Source organism: Leifsonia sp. 2MCAF36 (genome assembly GCF_052115525.1).
Lineage (GTDB): Bacteria > Actinomycetota > Actinomycetes > Actinomycetales > Microbacteriaceae > Leifsonia.
This window is the reverse complement of sequence record NZ_JBFRGV010000004.1, coordinates 173,222-195,377: the sequence shown is the minus strand read 5'-3', so window position 1 is coordinate 195,377 and position 22,156 is coordinate 173,222. Positions and strand designations below refer to the sequence as shown.

The following is a 22,156-nucleotide window of genomic DNA, read 5'->3' as shown; positions in this document are numbered from 1 at the left end:
TGATTGCGGTTTCACGTGAAACTGCGGAGGTCGCAGTTGCTTCTCTCATCGGTGTGAGACCGATCGAACCGGATCAGCCCCGTGCCTGAGCGAACCAATGCAGCTTAGTGAGGAGGACAGTCCTCCTCGCGGTCGTTGTGGAGTTGCCGTTTGCGCGAGTGAGCCCGCTATCATTCGCTGCTGAAAGGGGCGAGCAGCCAGGAGGATGCAGGGATCTACTGCACGATGCGCACCAAGCGCCCACGATCCGCAACATGAAGGTATCCCGATGTCCGGACTATCACCGGGACTCAAGTAGACGCTCTTGTCGGACTCCTGCGCGAGACCCCGGGGTCGGCTTAGACCGCGACGTCGCTAGGACAGGCAGGATGTTCAAGCGAGCGAGCGAGCGGTCGCAAGCAGTGACGTTTCACGTGAACGAGCGAACAGTTCGCACGCACGGACGTTTCACGTGAAACGAGCGAACGGTCGCACGCCAGAGCGCTTGGGACAGAGGGGAGCCCAGCGCACTCGGAGGACGGCATCTCGGTCTCTCCTGGTGAAAGGGCCTGGCTCACCGCGCACAACGCGCGGCGCCGCGTGGGGTGCCACGGAGCGTGCGCCACCGACCGAGTGCTCGGTGGGGCCGTTGAGCCGGATTGGCCCGGCGCCAACGGGCCGCTGGTTGGTGACCGTGTGACGCTGCAGTGTTCAACTGCGGCCGGTCGGTGAGCCGAACCATTCCCGGGGGCTCGAGGACTCCCCTACCCCTTGCGCTTCCGTGGCTGGCTATTCCCATGAGCGATGTTGCAAGAGTGATGTTGAATAGGACACGTAGTCGCGGGCAGCGCATACGTGGAAGTCGGCTAAAGCGAGCGGCCCGGGCGCACTCGCGCTGTTGACTGCACGAACAGTGGTCGCCCGGGGTGGCAGGAAGTCGCGTCAGTGGGACCCCTATCTGCGCCTTCGCTTGCCGCGACGCTCGGTGCTAAGCGGGGTGGGCATGTTCTTGTGTTCGGACCCGTGTAGTTGGTGGTTGGTTACTGCCCTCCCCCAGTGATTGCAACGGTGCCTGCAGGTCGTTGATTTCACGTGAAACGCCAGCCTCGGAAGCCAGGGCGTGGTGTCGCGTCAGGGTCAGAGCCGTTCGAAGTCGTTACGACCCACCTCCGACCGGACGAATTGACGCGCCTTGGTCATTCGACGATCAGGCACCCTTCCTCATGAGGGACCCCGGACGTCCATTCGGCTCCGTGTCCGCTAGGTCATCCCCCGAGGCGTGGCTGCAACCACGAGACGACCGTTGCGCCGCCTCCCATGGTCAGTCGCCGCCGCATCGTGCTGGGTACGTACATCTTGTGCGTTCCATCCCCACTGGGCACATCTTCACTGGGCACAAGCCCCATCAGGAGCGTTCATCCCCAGACTTCGGCTCTCGGTGGTCGGGCAGGCCAACGCCGTGCCACTGTCCCGCCGCCGATCAGTGCGTGTCCCGCAGTCACGGTGACGGGCCTTGTCGGCATGCGGGATAGTCGATGAAATCCGGGGCGAAGAGCCCGGGCAGAGCCAACGAACTCACCCGCTGCCGACCCGACTTGTACTACGGACGGCGGCGGCTACGCGCGCCGAAGGACGGCAGTGGATCAGCCGGAAGAGGCGAACGCCGATCGCTAGTTCCACCTGAGCCACGCACCAGGAGATCGCGTGACCTGCCTTAGCTCGGCCTCGCGATCCGCTGACCCGGTAACTCGCAATTCCCGAGACGATCCTGTCAGGGCGCGCGAGCGTTTCACGTGAAACGCTCGAGAGGACCTTCGGACTGGCACAAGTCCCATGGCCAGCCCCCGTCCACAAATTCTGTTCACCGACACCCTCCACGGCACGCGCGGCGCGACAGAATGCACCACACATCCGAGTTAGAGTTGAACAACCGGTGCGCTGCGGGTGTGCCAAACGACCGACCAAGAGCCGGTGCGAAGCACCAAGGAGCGACGAGGTTTCACGTGAAACAACCCCACGAGGACGAGCGCGGCGGAGTAGGTGAGATCGACAGCGAGATGGAGTCTGTGACACCGACTTCCGCCTTCGATGGGACCACTCCCCTTGCCCAGGAGCTTCAGGACCTTGCGCGGCGTCGGCAAGCAATCGCCGCGGCAACGCTCCCCCTCCCGTCGAGGACGCGGATCTTCACGATCTCCAACCAGAAGGGTGGAGTCGGCAAGACCACGACTGTTGTGAACCTCAGCGCGGCGCTCGCGAAGTCCGGGGCGCGTGTCCTCGTGATCGACCTCGATCCGCAGGGCAACGCCTCGACCGCGCTCAGCGTTGAGCACCGTGAAGGCACCCCGAGTGTCTACGACGTCGTCGTCAACGATCGGGAACTTGAGGATGTAATCCAGAAGAGCCCCGAATTCGACGGCCTTTTCGTGATCCCGGCGACAATCGACCTGGCCGGCGCAGAGATCGAGCTCGTATCGATGGTGGCGCGCGAACAGCGCCTGTCGCGGGCGCTTGACCGATTTCTGGCCGAATATGACATCGACTACGTGCTGATCGACTGCCCGCCGTCGCTGGGGCTCCTCACCATCAACGCGTTCGTGGCCGCCACGGAGGTTCTGATCCCGATTCAGTGCGAGTACTACGCACTCGAGGGCTTGAGCCAGTTGCTCAAGAACATTCAGATGATCGAACGTCACCTCAATCCGAAGCTTCGCGTCTCGACCATCCTGCTGACGATGTACGACTCCCGGACCAACCTGGCGCACCAGGTCGCTGCCGATGTGCGTGAACACTTCCCCAATGAGGTGCTGGAAACGATCATTCCCCGTTCGGTCCGCATCTCCGAAGCGCCCAGCTACGGACAGAGCGTTATCAGCTACGACACCAACTCGAGCGGTTCCCTCTCCTACATGGAGGCGGCCGCCGAAATCGCACGCAGAGGAGTACCCCGCTAATGGCAGCGAAGCGCACCGGACTGGGCCGAGGCATCGGCGCCCTCATCCCCACCAGCGACCTGACCAGTCGACCGGTGGATGTGTTCTTCCCCGACAGCTTCGGAGCACGCTCCGATACGGCGGTCGCGGTCGCGGAACGCGAAGACGACCTGATCGCGGTGCCGGGAGCCCGGCTCGCGAGCCTCTCCCCCGACGACATCGTCCCCAACCGGGCCCAGCCGCGCACGGAGTTCGACCGGGATGCGCTCGACGAGCTGGTGGCCAGCATCCGCGAGGTCGGTGTCCTGCAGCCCGTCGTCGTCCGTCCACTCGCGGATGAGCCTGGTCGCTACGAGCTGATCATGGGCGAGCGACGGTTGCGCGCGACGAAGGAGCTGGGACTCGACTCGATCCCAGCGGTCGTCAAGGACACCGCGGACGAAGACATGCTGCGGGACGCGCTGCTCGAGAACCTGCACCGCAGCCAGCTGAACCCGCTCGAAGAAGCATCCGCTTACCAGCAGCTGCTCGCCGACTTCGGCATCACCCAGGAGGAGCTCGCCAACCGCATCGGCCGTTCACGTCCGCAGATCACCAACACGATCCGCTTGCTGAAGCTGCCGGCGGTCGTGCAGTCCCGCGTCGCGGCCGGCGTTCTGAGCGCAGGACATGCCCGCGCCATCCTCTCGCTCGGCGACGACCAGGAGGCGATGATCCGCCTCGCGGACAAGATCGTCAACGAGGACCTCTCGGTGCGCCAGGCCGAGGCCGCAGCGAGCAAGACACCGAAACCGCAGCGGACCAAGGCCACCGCTGGACGGCACCGCGGTCACCTCGACGAGATCGCCGGCACTCTCGGCGACCGGCTGAACACACGCGTCAAGATCACTCTCGGTGCAAGAAAAGGCCAGATCGTGGTGGATTTTGCCACAATTCAAGACCTGAACCGGATCCTCGACGAGCTGGGCCAGCCGAGCTACAGCTGAGCCGCAGGCGAGCGGCCATCACTGACCGGCCGGAGGAACCGGTCAGGCGTCGGCGATCGCCGCCTGCGCGAGGGCGGCATACACGTCGCCTGTTTCACGACCGGATGCGGCGATCGCCTGCGGCATGATCGACGTCTCGGTGAGTCCCGGCAGCACGTTGGCCTCCAGGAACCACGGAGTACCGGCGGAGTCGACGATGAGGTCGATTCGGGAGAGATGCCGCAGGCCCAGCGCGATGTGGGCGGTCACAGCGGCCTCGGCGACGGCCGCGGTCACCTGCTCGTCCAAGCGAGCGGGCACGTAGAACCGGGTCTCCCCCGCGTTGTATCGCGCGTCGAACGTGTACGCGCCCTCGACGGGCTCGATCTCCACGGCGGGGAGGGCGGACGGACCATCGCCGGTGTCGACGACGGCGACGGACACCTCGACTCCGTCGACCTTCTGCTCGATGAGAGCCACGTCCGAGTAGGTGTACGCGTCCACCATCGCCCGTGGCAACTCGTCAGCGGTGGCGACGATCGTCACACCCTGCGCAGAACCACCCTGTGCGGGCTTCACGACGACGGGCAACGAGAACCCGCTCAGCACGGTCTCGAGGACGCTCCCCGCGCCGAGCTCGCGGAAAGTCTCCTGCGGCAGCGTCACCGATCGCGGCGTCGAGACGCCGGCGCGCTCCACGACGGTCTTCGCGGTGGGTTTCGACCAGGCCAGGCGGGACGCGTCCGCGCGGGACCCGACGAAGGGCACCCCGGTCAGCTCGAGCAGCCCGCGCAGCGCGCCGTCCTCCCCGCTCGCACCGTGTAGCGCCGGCCAGACGACGTCCGGTCGGGTGTCGTTGAGGAACCCGAGCAGGGAGGAGTCAGGATCCCGCACCGCGACACGGTGACCCAGGGCGTTGAGCCCGTCGGCGACGCGTCGCCCGCTCCGCAACGAGACATCGCGCTCGTGCGAGATCCCCCCAGCGAGAACGACGATGTCCAGTGCTTCTTTTTGCGCCATGATCAGGTCTTTCTCGTCTAGCGGAGGTCGGTGGGAGGGTTTGCGCTCGTCCGGTTCCTGCGGGGTGCGTCGAGCAGGCCGGTTCCGGCGAACGTCTCCAGAAGGTCCTGCTCGCCACCGATCACGTTGGCCAGGCGACGGACGCCGACCCGGATGTTCTCGGGCGTCGGGTAGCAGAACGAGAGGCGGATGTTCTGGGCGCCGGAGCCGTCCGCGTAGAAGGCGGTCCCCGGCGTGTAGGCGACCAACTCCGTAACCGCGCGGGGCAGCATGGCCTTGGAATCCAGGTGCGGTGGGAGCGTCACCCAGACATAGAACCCGCCGGTCGGATCGGTCCAGGTCAATTCGGGCAGGTGCTCGGAGAGCGCGGACACCATCGCCTCCTTACGTTCCCGGTACACGCCGCGGAACGTGTCGATCTGCGCCTTCCAGTCGGCGTCGCGAAGGTACTCGGAGATCACGAGCTGGCTGAACGAGCTCGGGCTCAGCACCGCCGCCTCGTTGGCGAGGATGAGCTTCTCGCGAATGGCGTGCGGCGCGAGCGCCCAGCCCACCCGGAAGCCGGGCGCCAGGGTCTTGGAGAAGGTCCCGAGGTAGACCACGCCGTCCTTCTCGACCGAACGCATGGCAGCCGGGGGCTTCTCGTCGAAGTACAGGAGCCCGTACGGGTTGTCCTCCAGCACCAGGATGTCGTTCTGCCGCGCGATCTCGAGGATCTCGAGTCGCCGCTCCCAGGTGAGGGTCACACCCGCCGGATTGTGGAACGTGGGGACCGTGTAGAGGAACTTCACCCGCCGGCCCGCTGCCTTCAGACGGGCGATGTGCTCGCGCAGCGCCTGCGGGATGAGGCCGTGCTCGTCCATCGGGACGTGATTCACCTCGGCCTGGTACGACTTGAAGATCACCATGGCGGTGACGTAGCTCGGGCCCTCGGCGAGGACCACATCCCCCGGATCGATGAACAACTTGCTGAACAGCTCCAGCGCGTGCTGCGAGCCGGTGGTGATGACCACATCGTCCGCGCTTCCGCTGATGCCCTCGAGCGCCATCACTTCGAGGATCTGCTCGCGAAGAGCAGGGACGCCCTGCCCTGACCCGTACTGCAGCGCGACGGCGCCCTGCTCGCGCATGACCCGATCCATCGCCCCCACGACGAGATCCTGCGGGAGGGCGGACACGAACGGCATGCCGCCGGCCAGGGAGACCACCTCGGGGCGGCTGGCGACGGCGAACAGGGCTCGGACCTCACTGGCGGCCAGGCCGCTCGTGCGCTGCGCGTAGTGGTGATACCACGGGTCCAGATTGTTGCCCCGCTGTTGCGGGGTTCCCTGTTCGATCACGTGTGAGTTCCGTTTCTGTGCCGTTGAGCAATGCTATGGGGGCGGCGCACCGCCGTGAAAATCGGTGACGCATCCCGGGTACGAAAAAGACCCGCCCGGCGGGTGAGCGCCGGACGGGTCTGAAGAGGACGGGTCGCGCTACGCCAGGTAGGCGGCCAGGTCGGCCTCGAGGGCGGGCTTCGGCTTCGCGCCGATGACGGTCTTGACGACCTCGCCACCCTGGTAGACCTTCATCGCGGGGATGGAGGTGATCTGGTACTTCGCAGCGGTCTGCGGGTTCTCGTCGACGTTGAGCTTGACGATCTCGATCTTGTCGGCGTGCTCGGAGGCGATCTGGTCGAGGATCGGGCCGACGGCGCGACACGGACCGCACCACTCAGCCCAGAAGTCCACGAGGATGGTCTTCTCGCTGTTGAGGACGTCCTGCTCGAAGCTGGAGTCCGTGACCGAACGTGCTGCTGACATTTTCTTGTTTCTCCTTATGCGGTGGTCGTGAGTTCGAGATCGCTCGGCGCGCCATCCGCTGCGCTGTCGAGCAAGTTCTTAGGGAGTGTGGCGAGGTAGTGCTCCGCGTCGAGGGCGGCGACCGTTCCGGACGCCGCAGCGGTGACCGCCTGGCGGTAGGTCGGGTCGATGACGTCACCGGCGGCGAACACGCCCGGGAGGTTGGTCTTCGAGCTGCGACCCTCGACGGCGATGGTGCCCTCCGTCGTCAGGTCGAGCTGCCGGTGGACGAGGTGGACGCGCGGGTCGTTGCCGATCGCGACGAAGAGGCCGTGCAACTGCAGCTCGCTCTCCTCGCCGGTGACCAGGTTGCGGAGCCGGACGTTCTGCACCTGCTCGTCCCCGCCGATCCCGACGACCTCCGAGTTCCAGATGAACTCGATCTTCTCGTTCGCGAAGGCGCGCTCCTGCATGATCTTGGATGCGCGGAGCGAGTCGCGGCGGTGGATGACGTACACCTTGTCCGCGAAGCGCGTGAGGAAGGTGGCCTCCTCCATCGCGGAGTCGCCGCCGCCGACGACGGCGATCGTGCGCTGGCGGAAGAAGAATCCATCACAGGTGGCGCACCAGGAGACGCCGTGGCCGGAGAGTCGCTCTTCGTCGGCCAGACCGAGCTTGCGGTAGGCGGAGCCGGTCGCGAAGATGACGGCCAGCGCCTCGTGCACCGCGCCGGAGCCGAGCGTGACCTTCTTGACCTCGCCGGTCAGGTCGACCGACACGACGTCGTCGAGGACGATCTCGGTACCGAACCTCTCGGCCTGCGCCTGCATCTTGAACATGAGGTCCGGTCCCATGACCGCCTCGGGGAATCCCGGGAAGTTCTCGACCTCGGTCGTGTTCATCAGCTCGCCGCCGGCCTCGACGGAGGAGGCGATCAGGAGCGGCTTGAGGTTGGCGCGAGCCGCATAGACGGCCGCGGTGTAACCGGCTGGGCCGGAACCGATGATGATGATCTGCCGCACGGCGGAACTCCTTGACCTGTCACGACACCTTCGTCTGGAGGCGTCGACCTGTAGAACACATCCTAGGCGGATGCTATTCCGTGTCACCTGGGTGCGCGAGAACGCCCTCCGGCGCGGTTCAGAATGGGCGCGAGACCGTTCTCCAGGTCGGGCGACCGGAGGACGACGAGGAAGCCGGTGTAGACGATCAGCATCACGACGCCGATGATCGCCGTGGCGACCACGGCGGCGATCGGGCCGCTCACCGGGAACGCGCCGGAACCGACTCCGCCGAGGATCACCAGGAACCCTGCGCCTGCGGCGATCGAGGCGAGCCCGGCGACGACGAAGCGCCACAGCGAGCCGAGGATGCGGCCGCCGTCCACTCCCCCGGTCCGTCGCCGCAGCAGGGCGAACGCCAGGACGGCCTGCACCACGCTCGCGAGCGAGACGACGAGTGCGACCGAGGCGGCCCGGACCTCCGGCGGAGCCAGGAAGCAGAGCAGCACACCGACGACCACGACGGCGACCTGCGCGAGAGTGAACAGGAAGGGCGTCCGGGTGTCTCCGAGCGAGTAGAAGGCGCGCTGGGCCATGAACACCAGCGAGAACGGAACGAGTCCGACCAGATACGCGATCAGGACGAGGCCCAGCGCCTGGTAGTCGGGCGTGAACACACGCGCGATCGGGTACGCCGTGACGATGAGCGCAGCGGACGAGAAGACGATGAGCAGCATGATCGAGCGCGCCGCCGCCGAGAAGTCTTGGCGGAACCCGGTGATCGAGCCTCGGTGGGCATGCTCCGCCATCCGCGTGTAGAACGCGGTGACGATGGACACCGCGATGATGCCGTGGGGCAGCATGAAGATCAGCCACGCGTTCTGCATCGCGAACAGGCCGGCGTAGTCGGCGCCCGCCGAGTTGGAGACGTTGGTCTCGATCAGGCCGGCGAGCTGGGTGGCGACGAGCATGGCGAAGGTCCATCCCGCCGCTTTGCCCGCGCTCCCGAGGTCGACCCCTCGCCAGCCGAAGTCGAAACGGAAGCGCAGGCCGACGCGGCGCCAGAACACGAAGAGCACGAGCGCCTGGATGGCGATGCCCAGCGTTGCTCCACCGGCCAGCAGCGCGATCATCCCGAAGGACCAGTGCGTGTGCTGGCTGCCTCTCGACGAGGCGCCGAAGGCCGCGATGAACACCACCAGCATGACGATCGCGACGATGTTGTTGACGACCGGCGCCCAGGTGAATGGGCCGAAGGACTTGCGCGCGTTGAGCACTTCACCCAGCAGCGTGTAGAGGCCGAGGAAGAAGATCTGAGGGAGTGACCAGTATGCGAAGGCCGTCGCCAGTTCCCGCTGTGCCTCAGGCACACCGAACAGGACGACGAGCAGCGGCGCCAGGAAGGTCGCGACCAGGGCAACGCCGGCGAAGACGACGATTCCGAGCGTCACCAGCTTGTTGATGTAGGCCCGGCCGCCGTCGGGATTGACGGACGCGCGGACGATCTGCGGCACCAGGATGGCGTTCAGGATGCCCTGCGCGATGAGCGCGTAGAGGGTGTTCGGCAGGAAGGTCGCCGTTCCGTAGGCGTTCGCCGCGAACGAGACGACACCGATCGCCTGGACGAGGAGCCACGCCTTCGCAAAACCGAGGAGCCGGGAGACCAGGGTGCCCGAGGCGAGCAGGGCGCTGGCGCGGCCGACGCTAGCCACCGGAGCGCTCCACGGGCGGAGTGGAACCTGTTGACTCGGTTACGTCGGTGTCGGTGTGGACGTCAGTGCGTGGGCCGGCCTCGGTGTCGGTGCTCGCGTCCGCCTCGGTCTCCGCCTCCGCCGCACCCTTCGACCGGCGGCGCAGGATGTTGCGGACGATGCCGAACCCGAACAGCAGCACGAGCAGGATGCCGAAGATCAGCGCACCGATGCCCTCCCAGTCGGCGTGCACATCCACTGTCACGGAGGTCGGGTCGCCGATCGGCACCCCCGTCGGGCTGTAGAGGTGCAAGGACAGCACCACCTGGCCGTTGCCGACCTTCGCCTTGACGGGAACGAGGACGGTCGCTCGCGAGTCCTGCAGGATGCGTTTGGTGGTCGCCTGGTCGATCTCGAGGCGACTGTTGGATGGCGATGCGGTGAGCACGATGGTCGCCGCGTCATCCGGAAGGTCGTTGCTCACGGTGAACGGGATCGAGCCTTGCGCGCTCACGAGGTTCACGTTCTCGGTCGGCAGGATCCGGATGGAGTGCAGCGTCTTGACGGTCGTCGCGCGCACCTTCGAGACGGCCGCCGTCCAATCCGTTCGCGGGTTGAGCCAGGAGACGGCGAGCAGCGCGAGCAGGTCCGCGCGCGCGCGTCCCGTCAGTCGCGTCGGGTCGTCCAGGACGGTGGCGAACTGCCCCAGCGACCCCTCGTCCTGGACCAGGCCGCGGATGTCCGCGGTCCGCTGGCCGGGTTCCGGTGCGTCGACGAGGTCGAGGCCGGCGGACGGCGCGGCGGCCTTCACCGTCGAGAACGATGCCGGCGCGGACCAGGGGGACGACAACAGGGAGTTGAGAGTGCGCTCCAACTGGGTTCCGCTCGAGGGCCAGGACCGGTCCAGTCCGATCAGCAGTCTGCGCGCGTCACCCGACTCCTGACTGATCAGTTCCAGCTGCGCGTTGACCTTCGACATGGCTGCGTTCCAGGCGACGTCGCTCGGTGCGGTGACCGCTTGCCGGAGGGCGTCGCTGAGTCGCTGGTCGGTGGAGACGAGCCGGTCGTTGCCGGAGACGATGGGCGCGTTGGGTGTCGTGCTCAGGTCGGCGGCGTTGGTGTTGCTTCCCGACACGATCGTGGTGGTGAGTCCCGCAGTCGCGAGCGGGGCGAGGTCGGCTCGGCGAACCGTCTTGTCTCCGGGCCAGCTGATGCCGGTCAGTGTGTAGTCCCACGCGAGAAGGGTCTTGAGGTCGGGGAGGACGGGCCCGGGCGCCGCCGTGGGAGTCGGGCTCGGCGTGGCGCTCGATTTCGGCGTGGGCGCAGGCGTCGCCGTGAACGGTTCGCCCACCGGGGTGGGTGTCGGGGTGAAGTTCTTCGGGTCGATCGCGTAGGCGAGGGAGGTGGGCGGCAGCGGAGCGGGCAGGCCGGCCTGGAGCTGTCCGACGGCATCCGCATCCCCGTAACCGAGTGAGAAGGTTTCGTTTGGGAGCTCGGAGAGCCGGGTCAGCCAGTCCACGGCGCTCGACGGAGCAGCATTCCCCAGCACGCGGATGGACGCGATGATCATCGGGTCGATCCCCACCGTCACCGTCGTGTGGCCGGTCAGGCCGTCGAGCTCGCGGGTCAGGATGCCGTTCGGCGCCGTGTAGGTCGCCAGGTCATCGGCGGCGATCACACCGTCCGACCCGGGAGGGGTGACGATGGGCAGCACCACATTGACGCTCGCCTGCTGGGCGGCGCTGACCGGGCTCCACACCACCGACCCGCGGGCCTCGGCTGTGCCCGAGCCGGCGTGAACGCTGGCGCCCATCCCGAACACGGCCGACGTCGTGCGACCGGCGAACGGCAGGGATGCGGCCGGAACGGTTACCCTCACCACCGTGCTGGTGCCCGGTTCGAGCGTGTTCAACTGCGCTTGGCCCAGGGCGACCGCATCCGACGGCTTGCCGGTCGACGTCAGCCAGGTTGCGAGTGCGGCGCGTCCACTGAGCGGTGACGGGTCCAGCCACAGGCCGACCGAACCCGAGGAGTAGGCGGTGTCCGTCGGGTTGGAGACCGTGACCGAGACACCGAGGTCGACGCCCGGGGTGACGACCCCGCCGTTGTCCGCGGCGATCGACGCGGTCAGCGCGGACGCATCGGCGGACGGGGCGGGTGAGGGGGTCGGTGTAACGGCCAGGGCGGGCGCGGGGGCACCAGCTACGGCGGTCACCGTGGCGAGGGCGCCGACTGCCAGAGCGGCCGCCATGAGCCGGACGCGGGCACGGAATGTCGCACCCCGACGGAGGGTGGGGGAGGCTGCGCTCATGCGTCGACGCGCGATCCCGACTCGGCCTCCATGTCGACGATTCTAGAGGCCGCCCGCTGGGAGGCCGGCGAGCGGGGCCGTTAAACTGGGGCACCATGCAGAGCGTCGCCGAATCCCTCGAACGCCTCGGCGACCTCGCACGCACCCCGTCGGTCGCCCGCCTCGCCGACGCCTTCCAGGCGTCCGGACACGAACTGGCGCTGGTCGGCGGCCCGGTGCGGGACGCCCTCCTGGGTCGCCCGGTGCACGATCTCGACTTCACCACCGACGCCCGTCCGGACGACATCCTGAGCGTCGTCGCGCCCATCGCCGACGCGGTGTGGGATGTCGGGCGCCAGTACGGCACCATCGGCGCGCGACTCGGCGACGACACCGTCGAGATCACCACCTACCGCAGCGACAGCTACGACGGGACCACCCGCAAACCGGAGGTCGAGTTCGGCGACAGCCTCGAAGGCGACCTCCTGCGCCGGGACTTCACCGTGAACGCTCTCGCACTTCGCCTGCCGGAGGTGCGGTTGGTCGACCCGTCCGGCGGGGTGGAGGACCTCATAGCGGGTGTGCTCCGTACGCCGAGCACTCCGCAGATCTCGTTCGGGGACGACCCCCTCCGCATGATGCGCGCCGCTCGGTTCACGGCCCAGCTCGGCTTCACGGTCGACGAGGAGACGCGTGACGCGATGGCTGACATGGCCGACCGCATCGAGATCATCAGCGCCGAGCGGGTGCGGGACGAACTGAGCAAGCTGCTCCAGGCGGACGAGCCACGGCCCGGGCTGGAGCTGCTCGTCGCCAGCGGGCTGGCCGACCTCGTCGTCCCCGAGATCCCGGCGCTCCAGCTGGAGGCCGACGAGCACCACCACCACAAGGACGTCTACCAGCACAGCCTCACCGTGCTGGACCAGGCGATCGGCTACGAGAAGGAGCGGCACCCGGGGGAGGCACCGGATCTGGTGCTGCGACTCGCCGCGATCCTCCACGACATCGGCAAGCCGGCGACCAGGCGGTTCGAGCCGGGCGGGGCTGTGAGCTTCTACCACCACGATCTCGTCGGGGCGAAGCTGGCCAAGAAGCGCCTGACGGCACTCCGCTTCGACAAGGCGACCATCGACTCCGTCGCGCGCCTCATCGAGCTGCATCTGCGGTTCTTCGGCTACGCCGACGCGCAGTGGACCGACTCCGCCGTCCGCCGGTACGTCCGCGACGCCGGCCCGGAGCTGGAGCGCCTGCACATGCTGACGCGCGCCGACGTCACGACACGCAACCGGCGCAAGGCCGACCGCCTGGGTTTCGCGTACGACGACCTGGAGGCGCGGATCCGCGTGCTCCAGGAGCAGGAGGAGCTGGACTCGGTCCGTCCCGACCTGAACGGCGAACAGGTCATGAGCATCCTGGGCATCCGACCCGGGCGCGAGGTCGGTCAGGCGATGAGGTTCCTCCTCGAGCTGCGTCTCGACGAAGGTCCGCTCGGCGAGGAGGAGGCGTCGCGCCGCCTCCTCGCCTGGTGGGGAGACCGCTGAGGGGCTTCGTCCACAGGGTCGGGCGGCGCGCGACTTTCCACAGATCTGGCAGCTCGGCCGAATGGATGCGGCGCCTCCGCGACAGTTGAGCCATGACCCAGATCACCGCCGGCTGGCGCCCCGCACCCGCATCCGTTACCCTAGATAAGTTGCCCGGGCGCAGTTCTGCGCTGGGCACGTCTATGACACCCTCCTGCTGCAGAACGTCTGCAGCCGCTGAGACCAGAGGAGGTGGGTTAGTCATGCATCAGTACGAGTTGATGGTCATCCTCGATCCAGAGATCGATGAGCGCACCGTGGCTCCGAGCCTTGACAAGTTCCTCAACGTCGTCCGTAACGACGGTGGAACGGTCGACAACGTCGACATCTGGGGACGTCGTCGCCTGGCTTACGAGATCAACAAGAAGACCGAGGGCATCTACGCCGTCGTCCAGCTCACCGCTGAGGGCGACACCACGAAGGAGCTCGACCGCCAGCTGAAGCTCAGCGAGGCCGTCATGCGCACCAAGGTCCTCCGCGCCGAGGAAGCGATCGCTCAGGTCGCCGCCGCTCAGAAGCGCGCCGACGAGAAGGCCGCCCGCAAGGCTGCCACCTCCGAGAAGGCCGGCGCCTAGTCCCATGGCCGGCGAGACCGTCATCACCGTGGTGGGAAACCTCACGGCCGACCCCGAACTGCGGTACACGCAGAACGGGCTGGCAGTCGCCAACTTCACCATCGCGTCCACTCCCCGCACGTTCGACCGTCAGGCGAACGAGTGGAAGGACGGTGAGGCTCTGTTCCTCCGCGCCAGCGTCTGGCGCGAGTTCGCGGAGCACGTCGCCGGTTCGCTGACGAAGGGGTCCCGCGTCATCGCGCAGGGCCGCCTCAAGCAGCGTTCCTACGAGACGAAGGAAGGCGAGAAGCGCACCAGCATGGAGCTCGAGATCGATGAGATCGGCCCCTCGCTGCGCTACGCCACCGCTCAGGTCACGCGTGCCCAGTCCTCCGGTGGGGGACGCGCTCAGGGTGGCTTCGGCGGCGGTGCTCCTGCTGTCGAGGAGCCGTGGGCCGCTTCCGCCCCCGCGGATCCGTCCGCCGGTGCGGATGTCTGGAACACTCCGGGCTCCTACAACGACGAGACCCCCTTCTAACGAGACTCGCCTCTCGATGGAGGGGCACACATCATCAGCCCGCCGGCCGTAGCCGGTAGGGCGGAAAGCAAAGGAAACCATGGCTGGAAAGTCGAGCGGCGACCGCCGCAAGCCGATCCGCAAGGGTAAGGACGGCAAGAACGCCGCTCCCGCGAAGTCCGTTCGCGTGGGCGTCATCGATTACAAGGACGTCGCCACCCTGCGGAAGTTCATCTCGGAGCGTGGAAAGATCCGCGCCCGCCGTATCACCGGTGTCTCCGTTCAGGAGCAGCGCCTCATCGCACGCGCGGTCAAGAACGCGCGCGAGATGGCGCTTCTCCCCTACGCCGGCTCTGGCCGCTAAGGAGCAACGACATGTCGAAGGTTATTCTCACGCACGAGGTCACCGGCCTCGGCTCGGCCGGTGACGTCGTCGACGTCAAGAACGGCTACGCCCGTAACTACCTCGTCCCCCAGGGCTTCGCGATCTCGTGGAGCCGTGGCGGCGAGAAGCAGGTCGAGCAGATCAAGGCGGCACGCGCCGCTCGCGAGCTGCACACCGTCGAGCAGGCCCAGGACCTCAAGGCCAAGCTCGAGGCGACCAAGGTCAAGCTGACCGTCAAGGCGGGCCGCGAGGGCCGCCTGTTCGGTTCGGTCAAGACCGGCGATGTCGCGGACGCCGTCAAGGCGGCCGGCATCGGCGAGCTCGACAAGCGCAAGATCGAGCTCCCCAACCCCATCAAGGTCGTCGGCGACCACGAGGCGACCGTGCGTCTGCACGACGACCTCTCGGCCGTCATCTCGCTCCAGGTGGTTGCTGCCAAGTAGGCGAATACGCGGGAAGTGTAGCGGTGGGCCGGGGCCCACCGCTACCTCTCGTTAAGGGGATTGTCCCCGGTCTTGTACACAGGCGTCGTCGCCAGCCGAACAAGGTTGAACACAGGGTTCAAAGATCTTTTTGCACACAGGGTGTGGACAGAGTAATCCCTGGTCAGGCCATATAAGACCGTCAAAGCTCATTTGTTGTCCACAGGTTTCCACACATCTTCTACACACACTTCACGGCGTTTCGCGCAGATTATCCCCACTTTTATCCACAGGCTGAGTTGTGCCAGGGATCGGGGGTTCATAGTGTTGACCGACGTCGACGGACGACGGCCGCGGAACAGCGGCGATGTCAGAGGTCGTCCCGACAATCGAGCAGAGGGAAACACCCGCGCGACGAGCGCGAGCGCACGCCCGACGACGATCCCGTCGTGCCCGAGCGCCTGCGTGTAGTGAAGGAGTGAACGTGTCGATCGCCCATATCGGTCTCGCCGACGGACGTGACACCGGCGACGCCCGCTCCCCCGAGCGCACTCCCCCGCACGACCTCCTCGCCGAGCAGAGCGCGCTCGGCGGCATGCTGCTCAGCAAGGATGCGGTGGCCGACGTCGTCGAGGTGATCCGCGGGACCGACTTCTACATCCCCAAGCACGAGATCATCTACGACGCGATCCTGTCGCTCTACTCGCACGGCGAGCCGACGGACGTCATCACCGTCACCGACGAGCTGACGAAGATCGGCGAGCTCTCGCGTGCCGGGGGCGCGGAGTACCTGCACACGCTCACCAGCCTGGTTCCCACCGCCGCGAACGCCGGCTACTACGCCAACATCGTCGGTGAGAAGGCGCTGCTCCGGCGGCTGGTCGAGGCGGGCACACGCATCACACAGATGGGCTACAAGGCCGAGGGTGAAGTGCTCGACCTGGTCAACAACGCTCAGGCCGAGATCTACTCCGTCACCGGTACGCAGGAGGTCGAGGACTACGTCCCGCTCACCGAGGCCGTGACGGTCGCGATCGATGAGATCGAGGCCGCGAAGCACAAGGACGGCTCGATGACGGGCGTCCCCACCGGCTTCGCCGAACTGGACGAGCTGACCAACGGCCTCCACCCGGGCCAGATGGTCATCGTCGCGGCGCGTCCGGCGCTCGGTAAGTCGACCCTCGCGCTCGACTTCGCGCGAGCTGCCGCGATCAAGCACGACATGCCGACCATCTTCTTCTCCCTCGAGATGGGCCGAAGCGAGATCGCGATGCGTCTGCTCTCGGCCGAGGCGTCCGTCCCGCTGCAGAACATGCGCAAGGGAACGGTCGACAACCGCGACTGGACGACCATCGCATCCACCCGCGGCCGCATCAACGACGCACCGCTCTACATCGACGACAGCCCCAACATGACCCTGGTCGAGATCCGTGCCAAGTGCCGCCGCCTCAAGCAGCGGGTCGGCCTCAAGATGGTCATCATCGACTACCTGCAGCTGATGACGAGCGGCAAGCGCGTCGAGAGCCGCCAGCAGGAGGTCAGCGAGTTCTCGCGTGCCCTCAAGCTGCTCGCGAAGGAGCTCCAGGTGCCGGTCATCGCCCTGTCGCAGCTGAACCGTGGTCCCGAGCAGCGCGCCGACAAGCTCCCCGCCCTCAGCGACCTGCGCGAGTCCGGGTCGATCGAGCAGGACGCCGACGTCGTCATCCTGCTGCACCGAGAGTCCGCCTACGAGAAGGACAACCCGCGCGCCGGCGAGGCCGACCTCATCGTCGCCAAGCACCGAAACGGCCCGACCCGGACTGTGACGGTCGCCTTCCAGGGCCACTACTCGCGCTTCACGGACATGGCGCCGGTCTAGGTCGGCATAGGTTCTCGCGAGAGACGTCCATTTTTCGGGCACCGTCGCGGGCGCTACCCAGACCCCACCCAACCCCGGTAGCCTCTTCGGATGACCTTCGATGCGAACGACGCGGGTTCCGGCGGCGACGGGACCTGCCGCGGGCTCCTTGGGAGCCAGCTCGGCAATGCGGCACGATCGCTTGCCGTCGCAGCAGGGGATGACGCCGCGTGAGCCTGCACCTCATCGGCGGAGGCGCCACCACGGGTGCGGATGCCCCGCTCTACGCGCCGTTCGTCGCCGAAGCGGCGCTGCGAGCGGGCAACGCGGGCCGCGCGCGGCCGCGCGTAGCCGTGATCTCACTGCACCCCGAGGCCGAGGAGAAGGCGGCGGCGCTAGGCGACCTCCTGACCGAGGCCGGAACGGGACCCGCGATTGAAGTGCACCTGACCGCGGGGCGGCCCGGCGAGCCGATCGGGCTCGGGGCGATCGCCGACGTCGACGGCATCGCGGTGGGGGGCGGCGTCGTCGAGGACGTTCGCGCCGAGCTTGAGCCGGTGTTCGGCGAGTTGCGCCGGCTGGTCGCCGCCGGTGTGCCCTATCTCGGCGTCTCGGCCGGCGCGATGATCGCGGCGGAGGGCTCGCTCGGAGGCGGCGCGCGCATCGGCGGCGTGGTCGTCTCACCTGAGGACGCTGGCGAAGCGGGCGACGAGCTGCTGATCGAGGCCGGCATCGGCCTCATGGACGTGGCCGTCGAGGTGCACGTGGCCCAGCGCGGCATGCTGTCCCGACTGGTCGCCGCCGTCGAATCCGGGCTTATCACGGGCGGGCTCGGCATCGACGAGCGCACCGCCCTGATCGTGAGCGACGGCGAGCTCCGGGTCGTGGGCAAGGGCAGCGTCTGGCGGGTGCTGCCGACCGAGGGCGGCGTGCTGGTCTCCACGATCGGCACTTAGGACCCCAACTCATTGGACATCTTCGCTGAGAATCGCGGTCCGTGCGAGTGCGACCGCTTGTAGGACTTCATCGGGGCTGCGTCGCCAGCTGCCGCACGAACCTACCTCTCACGCCGAAGCGTGCGCAGGGGACCTCAGGACGCGTGCGCGAGCAACCCGAGGTCGCGAAGGCTCTCCGCCGTCTCCACGATCGTCTCGACGGCCGGTCGCGGCCGGAAACCGAGTTCTTCCTTCGCCCGGTCGTTGTGGATGACGAGCGGTGTCGGATCGTCGCCCGGCAACTCCTGCGTCGTCACCCGCGCCGCGAGCTCGCCGAGCTCCGCGCGCAAGACGTTCGCGACGTCGAGGAACGTCATGGTCGGGCCGTCGGTGAGCAGCAGGTACCGCTTCCCGTCGGCCGACGGCGTCGACATGGCGGCGATGTGCGCCAACGACACGTCCCGCACATCCGCGATGCCGAAGCGTTGGCGCGGGACAGCCGCCATGGTGCCTTCCAGCAGGCCGGTGAAGAACTGCAGCGACGATCGGGCTGCCGCGGTGAGAGTGGGCCCGGCGATCCAGGTCGGGTTGAGGGTGACGAGTTCGAGGTCGCCGCCCTCGCGCTCGACGAAGTCCCAGGCCGCGCGCTCGGCGACCGCCTTGGACAGCGGGTACGCAGGCAGTCCGGGGGTGGCCGGGTCGGTCCAGTCCGATTCGTCGTAGTCGCGCACCGGCTTCGGCGAGTAGCCCACCGCAGCGAATGACGACGTCAGGACGACACGGCGGGCGCCGCTGTCGCGGGCGGCCCGCAGCACGCGCAGCGCGCCGTCCCGCGCGGGCAAGACGACCTCGTCCGGGTTCGCCGTCTGGATCATGGGTGAGGCGACGTGGTACACGTCCGTGATGCCGGACAGCGCAGCATCCCACCCCTCGTCGTCGGTGAGGGAGGCGGCGACGAACGACAGGCCGGCGTCGTCCACACCGGCACGACGGACGGCTGTGCGAACCTCCGGCGCGCGGTCCAGCGAACGGACCGTCGTACGGACGGCACTGCCCGACGCGAGGACGTCGGCGATGAGGCGGGTGCCGAGGTAGCCGGTTCCGCCCGTGATGAGAGTGGTGGTCTGAGAGTTCATCGGAAGGTCTCCTCGAGTCGGGGAACGATGGATTCGAGCTCGACGCGCGCCTGCGCTTCCGCAGCAGCGTCGTCGCGATCACGCGCATCCCAGAGAGCCGCCTTCACGCGCAGGTAGTCGAGATGCACTCGGAGGGTCGCCAGCTGCTCCTCGACCCGCTCGGCATGCCGGAGCAGGATGTCCCGCTGCTCCCCCGCCCTCTCGTGACCGCGCCGCCGATTGGCCTGGTAGGTGCGCATGTCGTCGATGCCCACACCCATCGCCCGCAGGCAGGCGAGCACCTGCGCCTCGTCGAGGTCGCCGGAGCTGTACCGCCGATGTCTGCTGCGCTCGTCGCGCGCGATGGGTCCGAGCAGGCCGACGTCTTCGTAGTACCGCAGGGTCGGCTCGCTGAGCCCGCTCTGCCGGGACACGTCCTGGATGGTCAACGTGATCATGTCCCCATCAGAACAGACCTCAAGCGCTTGAAGTCAAGCGCGGGACGCACGTGTCGCTGACCGAACAGGGAGCGTTGACGGCCAGAGCTTAACCGGTTAAGGTTTCGACGTTCCCTCCTCAGGTGGCCGATGACGCCCACCCGGGAGCGCATCCGCTCCCGGCACGGACCCACGGCTACCGCTTCGAATGGAAGCAGGTCAACGGTGCCTTCACTCTCATCAGCGCCCAACCGCGTGATGCGTCCGGTTCAACGCCCCCTCGGGATCGCCCTCGCAGTGAGTGCCGCTCTGCTCGGCGTCGTCGCCTCCGGCCAGGCGGGTGCCGGGCAGGCTGCCGCCGCGCAGCCAGCCGCCACGCCGGACCTCGGGCCGAACGTGATCGTCTTCACGCCCGACATGCCCCAGGCCGACATCCAGGCGAAAGTGGATTCCATCTACAACCAGCAGGCGGACAACGAGATGGGCACACAGCGGTACGCCCTCCTGTTCGCGCCCGGCACCTACGGCTCGGCCGCCAACCCATTGGACGTCAGGGTCGGCTACTACACCGAGGTCGACGGCCTGGGCCAGGACCCGTCGGCTGTCACCATCAACGGCGGGGTCACGGCCATCGGCCGCAACGGCAGCGGGGCACTCGACACCTTCTGGCGCTCCGTGTCGAACCTGACCATCCATGTCGTCCCGACGGCCGACGGCTGCCACACAGCCAACGAGATGTGGGCCGTGTCGCAGGCCGCGCCGATGCGCCGGGTGGATGTGAAGGACACCACGACCTTCATGCCGTACTGCGAGACCCCGAACTACGCCAGCGGCGGGTTCGTCGCCGACTCGCGGCTGGAAGGCGGCGCGATCAACGGGTCGCAGCAGCAGTTCTACGTCCGCAACAGTGACCTGGGCACGGGCTGGTCCAACGCGGTGTGGAACCAGGTGTTCTCGGGCGACGTCAACGCCCCCGCACAGTCCTTCCCGAACCCGCCGTACACGACGCTGGCGGCGACGCCGGTGTCGCGCGAGAAGCCGTACCTCTACCTGGACGCGAGCGGCTCCTACAACGTCTTCCTGCCCAGCGCGCAGACCGCCTCAACCGGCACCACCTGGGCGAGCGGACACACCGCCGGTCGTTCGCTGCCCCTGAGCAGCTTCTTCATCGCGCATCCGGGTGACTCCACCGCGAAGATCAATTCGGCGCTGGCGCAGGGCAGGAACCTGCTGGTCACCCCAGGCGTCTACGACGTCGCGCAGAGCATCGCGGTGAAGCGTGCCGACACGGTCGTCCTCGGGCTCGGGATGGCCACGCTGACCGCCCAGGACGGCGCCATCCCGATGACAGTGGCCGACGTCCAAGGCGTCGACATCTCGGGTCTGACCTTCGACGCCGGTCCAGTGAACTCGCCGGCGCTCCTCGTCGTCGGCAGCGGACACGACAAGGGCGGCAAGCACCAGGGCACCGCGGAGGACCCGACCGCCCTGCAGGATGTGTTCTTCCGGATCGGCGGACCGCACGTCGGCAAGGCGACCACCAGCCTCGTCGTCAACAGCGACCACACCATCCTCGACGACATCTGGGCGTGGCGGGCCGACCACGGGGTGCCCGGTTCGGTGGGCTGGACCGTGAACACCGCAGACACCGGAGTCGTGGTCAACGGCGACGACGTGACGGCGACCGGTCTGTTCGTGGAGCACTACCAGAAGTACAACGTCATCTGGAATGGCGAGCGCGGGCGGACGGTGTTCTTCCAGAACGAGCTCCCCTACGACGCTCCCGACCAAGCGGCGTGGCAGCATGACGGCATCAACGGCTACGCCGCGTACAAGGTGGCGGACAAGGTACAGACTCACGAGGCGTGGGGCCTGGGCAGCTACATCTACACCAACGTGAACCCGACTCTCCACGCGACGCAGTCGTTCGAGGTGCCGAACACACCGGGCGTGGTGATGCATGACCTGACCACGGTCGCGCTGAACACGAACGCCGGGACCATCGACCACGTCATCGACGGGCAGGGTTCGGCGGCCACGGGCGCGAACAGCGGCCAACCGCAGACCGTGACCACCTACACAGACGGGACGGCCTTCTAGACGAGCGACCGACGCCGATTCATCCTCGCGGAGGACGCGGAGCCGACCGGGCGCCGCTTCACTGGAGACATGACGGGAATCCTCCTCCCCATGTTGCAGGGCGCAGGCAGCGTGGCGCTCGCTCTGGTCGCGTTCGCGCTGGCGTTCACCTGGCCGACCCTCCTGAACCCGATCACAGGCCTGCGGAGTGACCGCGCCAGGGCCATCGCGTTCGCCGGACTGGGGCTCGTCCTGCTGCTCGCGGCCGGGCTCGTCTATGCGACCCCGGGCGTACTGCTGCGCGGGCCGCTCGGGATGCTGCTGGCGGTTCCGGTCGGCGCCCTGTGGATGGTCGGCGCGGTCGCTCTGGCGGTGCGTGGCCTCGTCGTCCGGGGCGCTCCGCGGGCCATCTCGTACGCGTTCGCCGTTGTTGCTGTCGGCGGAGCCGCCGCCGGGATGGTCTCGGCGGTCCTGACGCAACATGGCGCGGTGGACACGGTGACGCCGACGGGTGGGTTCCTGTTGGCGGTGGGTGCGGTGGCCGCCGTCATCCTGTGGGCGCGCGCCGACGAGCCGGAGCAGCAGCCCCGTCGCGCGCGGCGGGCGACGACCGTCTGACGGTCAACGCGCAG

The 22,156-nt window shown here is 67.6% G+C and carries 20 protein-coding genes; 12 read left to right on the top strand and 8 right to left on the bottom strand.

Annotated features, from left to right (window positions below; all coding sequences use genetic code 11):
* Positions 1-2,036: 2,036 nt before the first annotated feature.
* A complete protein-coding gene (locus AB4079_RS08240; RefSeq protein WP_441786928.1) occupies positions 2,037-2,933 on the top strand; it encodes a ParA family protein in 897 nt (298 codons plus the stop codon).
* A complete protein-coding gene (locus AB4079_RS08235; RefSeq protein ID WP_441786800.1) occupies positions 2,933-3,898 on the top strand; it encodes a ParB/RepB/Spo0J family partition protein in 966 nt (321 codons plus the stop codon). Before AB4079_RS08240 ends, AB4079_RS08235 begins: the two co-directional genes overlap by 1 nt.
* A 42-nt stretch (positions 3,899-3,940) precedes the next feature.
* Here the strand turns inward: AB4079_RS08235 and AB4079_RS08230 are convergent, their stop codons facing one another.
* The 6 genes from AB4079_RS08230 to AB4079_RS08205 form a co-directional block, all read right to left on the bottom strand.
* On the bottom strand, positions 3,941-4,897 hold the full coding sequence (locus AB4079_RS08230; protein ID WP_441786799.1) for a D-alanine--D-alanine ligase family protein: 957 nt from the start codon (positions 4,895-4,897) through the stop codon (positions 3,941-3,943).
* Between the two features lie 17 nt (positions 4,898-4,914).
* Entirely contained in the window at positions 4,915-6,237 is a 1,323-nt protein-coding gene (locus AB4079_RS08225) for an aminotransferase-like domain-containing protein (RefSeq protein ID WP_441786798.1), read from the bottom strand.
* A gap of 138 nt (positions 6,238-6,375) precedes the next feature.
* Complete coding sequence (gene trxA / locus AB4079_RS08220; RefSeq protein ID WP_020076187.1) at positions 6,376-6,702, bottom strand: thioredoxin; 327 nt, start codon at positions 6,700-6,702, stop codon at positions 6,376-6,378.
* Between the two features lie 14 nt (positions 6,703-6,716).
* The gene (gene trxB, locus AB4079_RS08215; protein WP_441786797.1) at positions 6,717-7,703 is read right to left on the bottom strand and encodes a thioredoxin-disulfide reductase; all 987 of its coding nucleotides are present in this window, start codon (positions 7,701-7,703) and stop codon (positions 6,717-6,719) included.
* A gap of 83 nt (positions 7,704-7,786) precedes the next feature.
* Positions 7,787-9,394 (bottom strand): murein biosynthesis integral membrane protein MurJ, encoded by a 1,608-nt coding sequence (gene murJ / locus AB4079_RS08210; protein ID WP_441786796.1) that lies wholly within the window; start codon positions 9,392-9,394, stop codon positions 7,787-7,789.
* Complete coding sequence (locus tag AB4079_RS08205) at positions 9,387-11,684, bottom strand: DUF6049 family protein (RefSeq protein ID WP_441786795.1); 2,298 nt, start codon at positions 11,682-11,684, stop codon at positions 9,387-9,389. Before AB4079_RS08205 ends, murJ begins: the two co-directional genes overlap by 8 nt.
* A 95-nt stretch (positions 11,685-11,779) precedes the next feature.
* On the opposite strand from AB4079_RS08205, the gene AB4079_RS08200 reads away from it, so the two are divergent.
* From AB4079_RS08200 to AB4079_RS08165, 8 genes are all read left to right on the top strand, one after another.
* The gene (locus tag AB4079_RS08200; protein WP_441786794.1) at positions 11,780-13,204 is read left to right on the top strand and encodes a CCA tRNA nucleotidyltransferase; all 1,425 of its coding nucleotides are present in this window, start codon (positions 11,780-11,782) and stop codon (positions 13,202-13,204) included.
* A gap of 242 nt (positions 13,205-13,446) precedes the next feature.
* Positions 13,447-13,818: a 30S ribosomal protein S6 gene (rpsF, locus tag AB4079_RS08195; protein WP_441786793.1), complete on the top strand. Its 372-nt coding sequence runs from the start codon at positions 13,447-13,449 to the stop codon at positions 13,816-13,818.
* Between the two features lie 4 nt (positions 13,819-13,822).
* The gene (locus AB4079_RS08190; protein WP_441786792.1) at positions 13,823-14,335 is read left to right on the top strand and encodes a single-stranded DNA-binding protein; all 513 of its coding nucleotides are present in this window, start codon (positions 13,823-13,825) and stop codon (positions 14,333-14,335) included.
* A 79-nt stretch (positions 14,336-14,414) separates the two neighbouring features.
* Positions 14,415-14,678: a 30S ribosomal protein S18 gene (gene rpsR / locus AB4079_RS08185; RefSeq protein ID WP_018189012.1), complete on the top strand. Its 264-nt coding sequence runs from the start codon at positions 14,415-14,417 to the stop codon at positions 14,676-14,678.
* A gap of 11 nt (positions 14,679-14,689) precedes the next feature.
* A complete protein-coding gene (rplI, locus tag AB4079_RS08180) occupies positions 14,690-15,142 on the top strand; it encodes a 50S ribosomal protein L9 (protein ID WP_441786791.1) in 453 nt (150 codons plus the stop codon).
* Positions 15,143-15,605: 463 nt separating this feature from the next.
* Positions 15,606-16,979, top strand: a complete 1,374-nt coding sequence (gene dnaB / locus AB4079_RS08175; RefSeq protein WP_441786790.1) for a replicative DNA helicase — start codon at positions 15,606-15,608, stop codon at positions 16,977-16,979.
* A gap of 90 nt (positions 16,980-17,069) precedes the next feature.
* Positions 17,070-17,192, top strand: a complete 123-nt coding sequence (locus AB4079_RS08170; RefSeq protein ID WP_441786789.1) for a hypothetical protein — start codon at positions 17,070-17,072, stop codon at positions 17,190-17,192.
* The gene (locus AB4079_RS08165) at positions 17,189-17,914 is read left to right on the top strand and encodes a Type 1 glutamine amidotransferase-like domain-containing protein (RefSeq protein ID WP_441786788.1); all 726 of its coding nucleotides are present in this window, start codon (positions 17,189-17,191) and stop codon (positions 17,912-17,914) included. Before AB4079_RS08170 ends, AB4079_RS08165 begins: the two co-directional genes overlap by 4 nt.
* Before the next feature lie 134 nt (positions 17,915-18,048).
* On the opposite strand, the gene AB4079_RS08160 is transcribed toward AB4079_RS08165, so the two are convergent.
* Together AB4079_RS08160 and AB4079_RS08155 are read right to left on the bottom strand one after the other, a co-directional pair.
* Positions 18,049-19,029, bottom strand: a complete 981-nt coding sequence (locus tag AB4079_RS08160) for an NAD-dependent epimerase/dehydratase family protein (protein WP_441786787.1) — start codon at positions 19,027-19,029, stop codon at positions 18,049-18,051.
* Complete coding sequence (locus tag AB4079_RS08155; RefSeq protein WP_441786786.1) at positions 19,026-19,466, bottom strand: MerR family transcriptional regulator; 441 nt, start codon at positions 19,464-19,466, stop codon at positions 19,026-19,028. The genes AB4079_RS08160 and AB4079_RS08155 overlap by 4 nt, the downstream gene beginning before the upstream one ends.
* 204 nt (positions 19,467-19,670) lie before the next feature.
* On the opposite strand from AB4079_RS08155, the gene AB4079_RS08150 reads away from it, so the two are divergent.
* Positions 19,671-21,545 (top strand): adenylyl cyclase, encoded by a 1,875-nt coding sequence (locus AB4079_RS08150; RefSeq protein ID WP_441786785.1) that lies wholly within the window; start codon positions 19,671-19,673, stop codon positions 21,543-21,545.
* A gap of 69 nt (positions 21,546-21,614) precedes the next feature.
* Positions 21,615-22,142: a hypothetical protein gene (locus tag AB4079_RS08145; RefSeq protein ID WP_441786784.1), complete on the top strand. Its 528-nt coding sequence runs from the start codon at positions 21,615-21,617 to the stop codon at positions 22,140-22,142.
* The last annotated feature ends 14 nt before the right edge of the window (positions 22,143-22,156 follow it).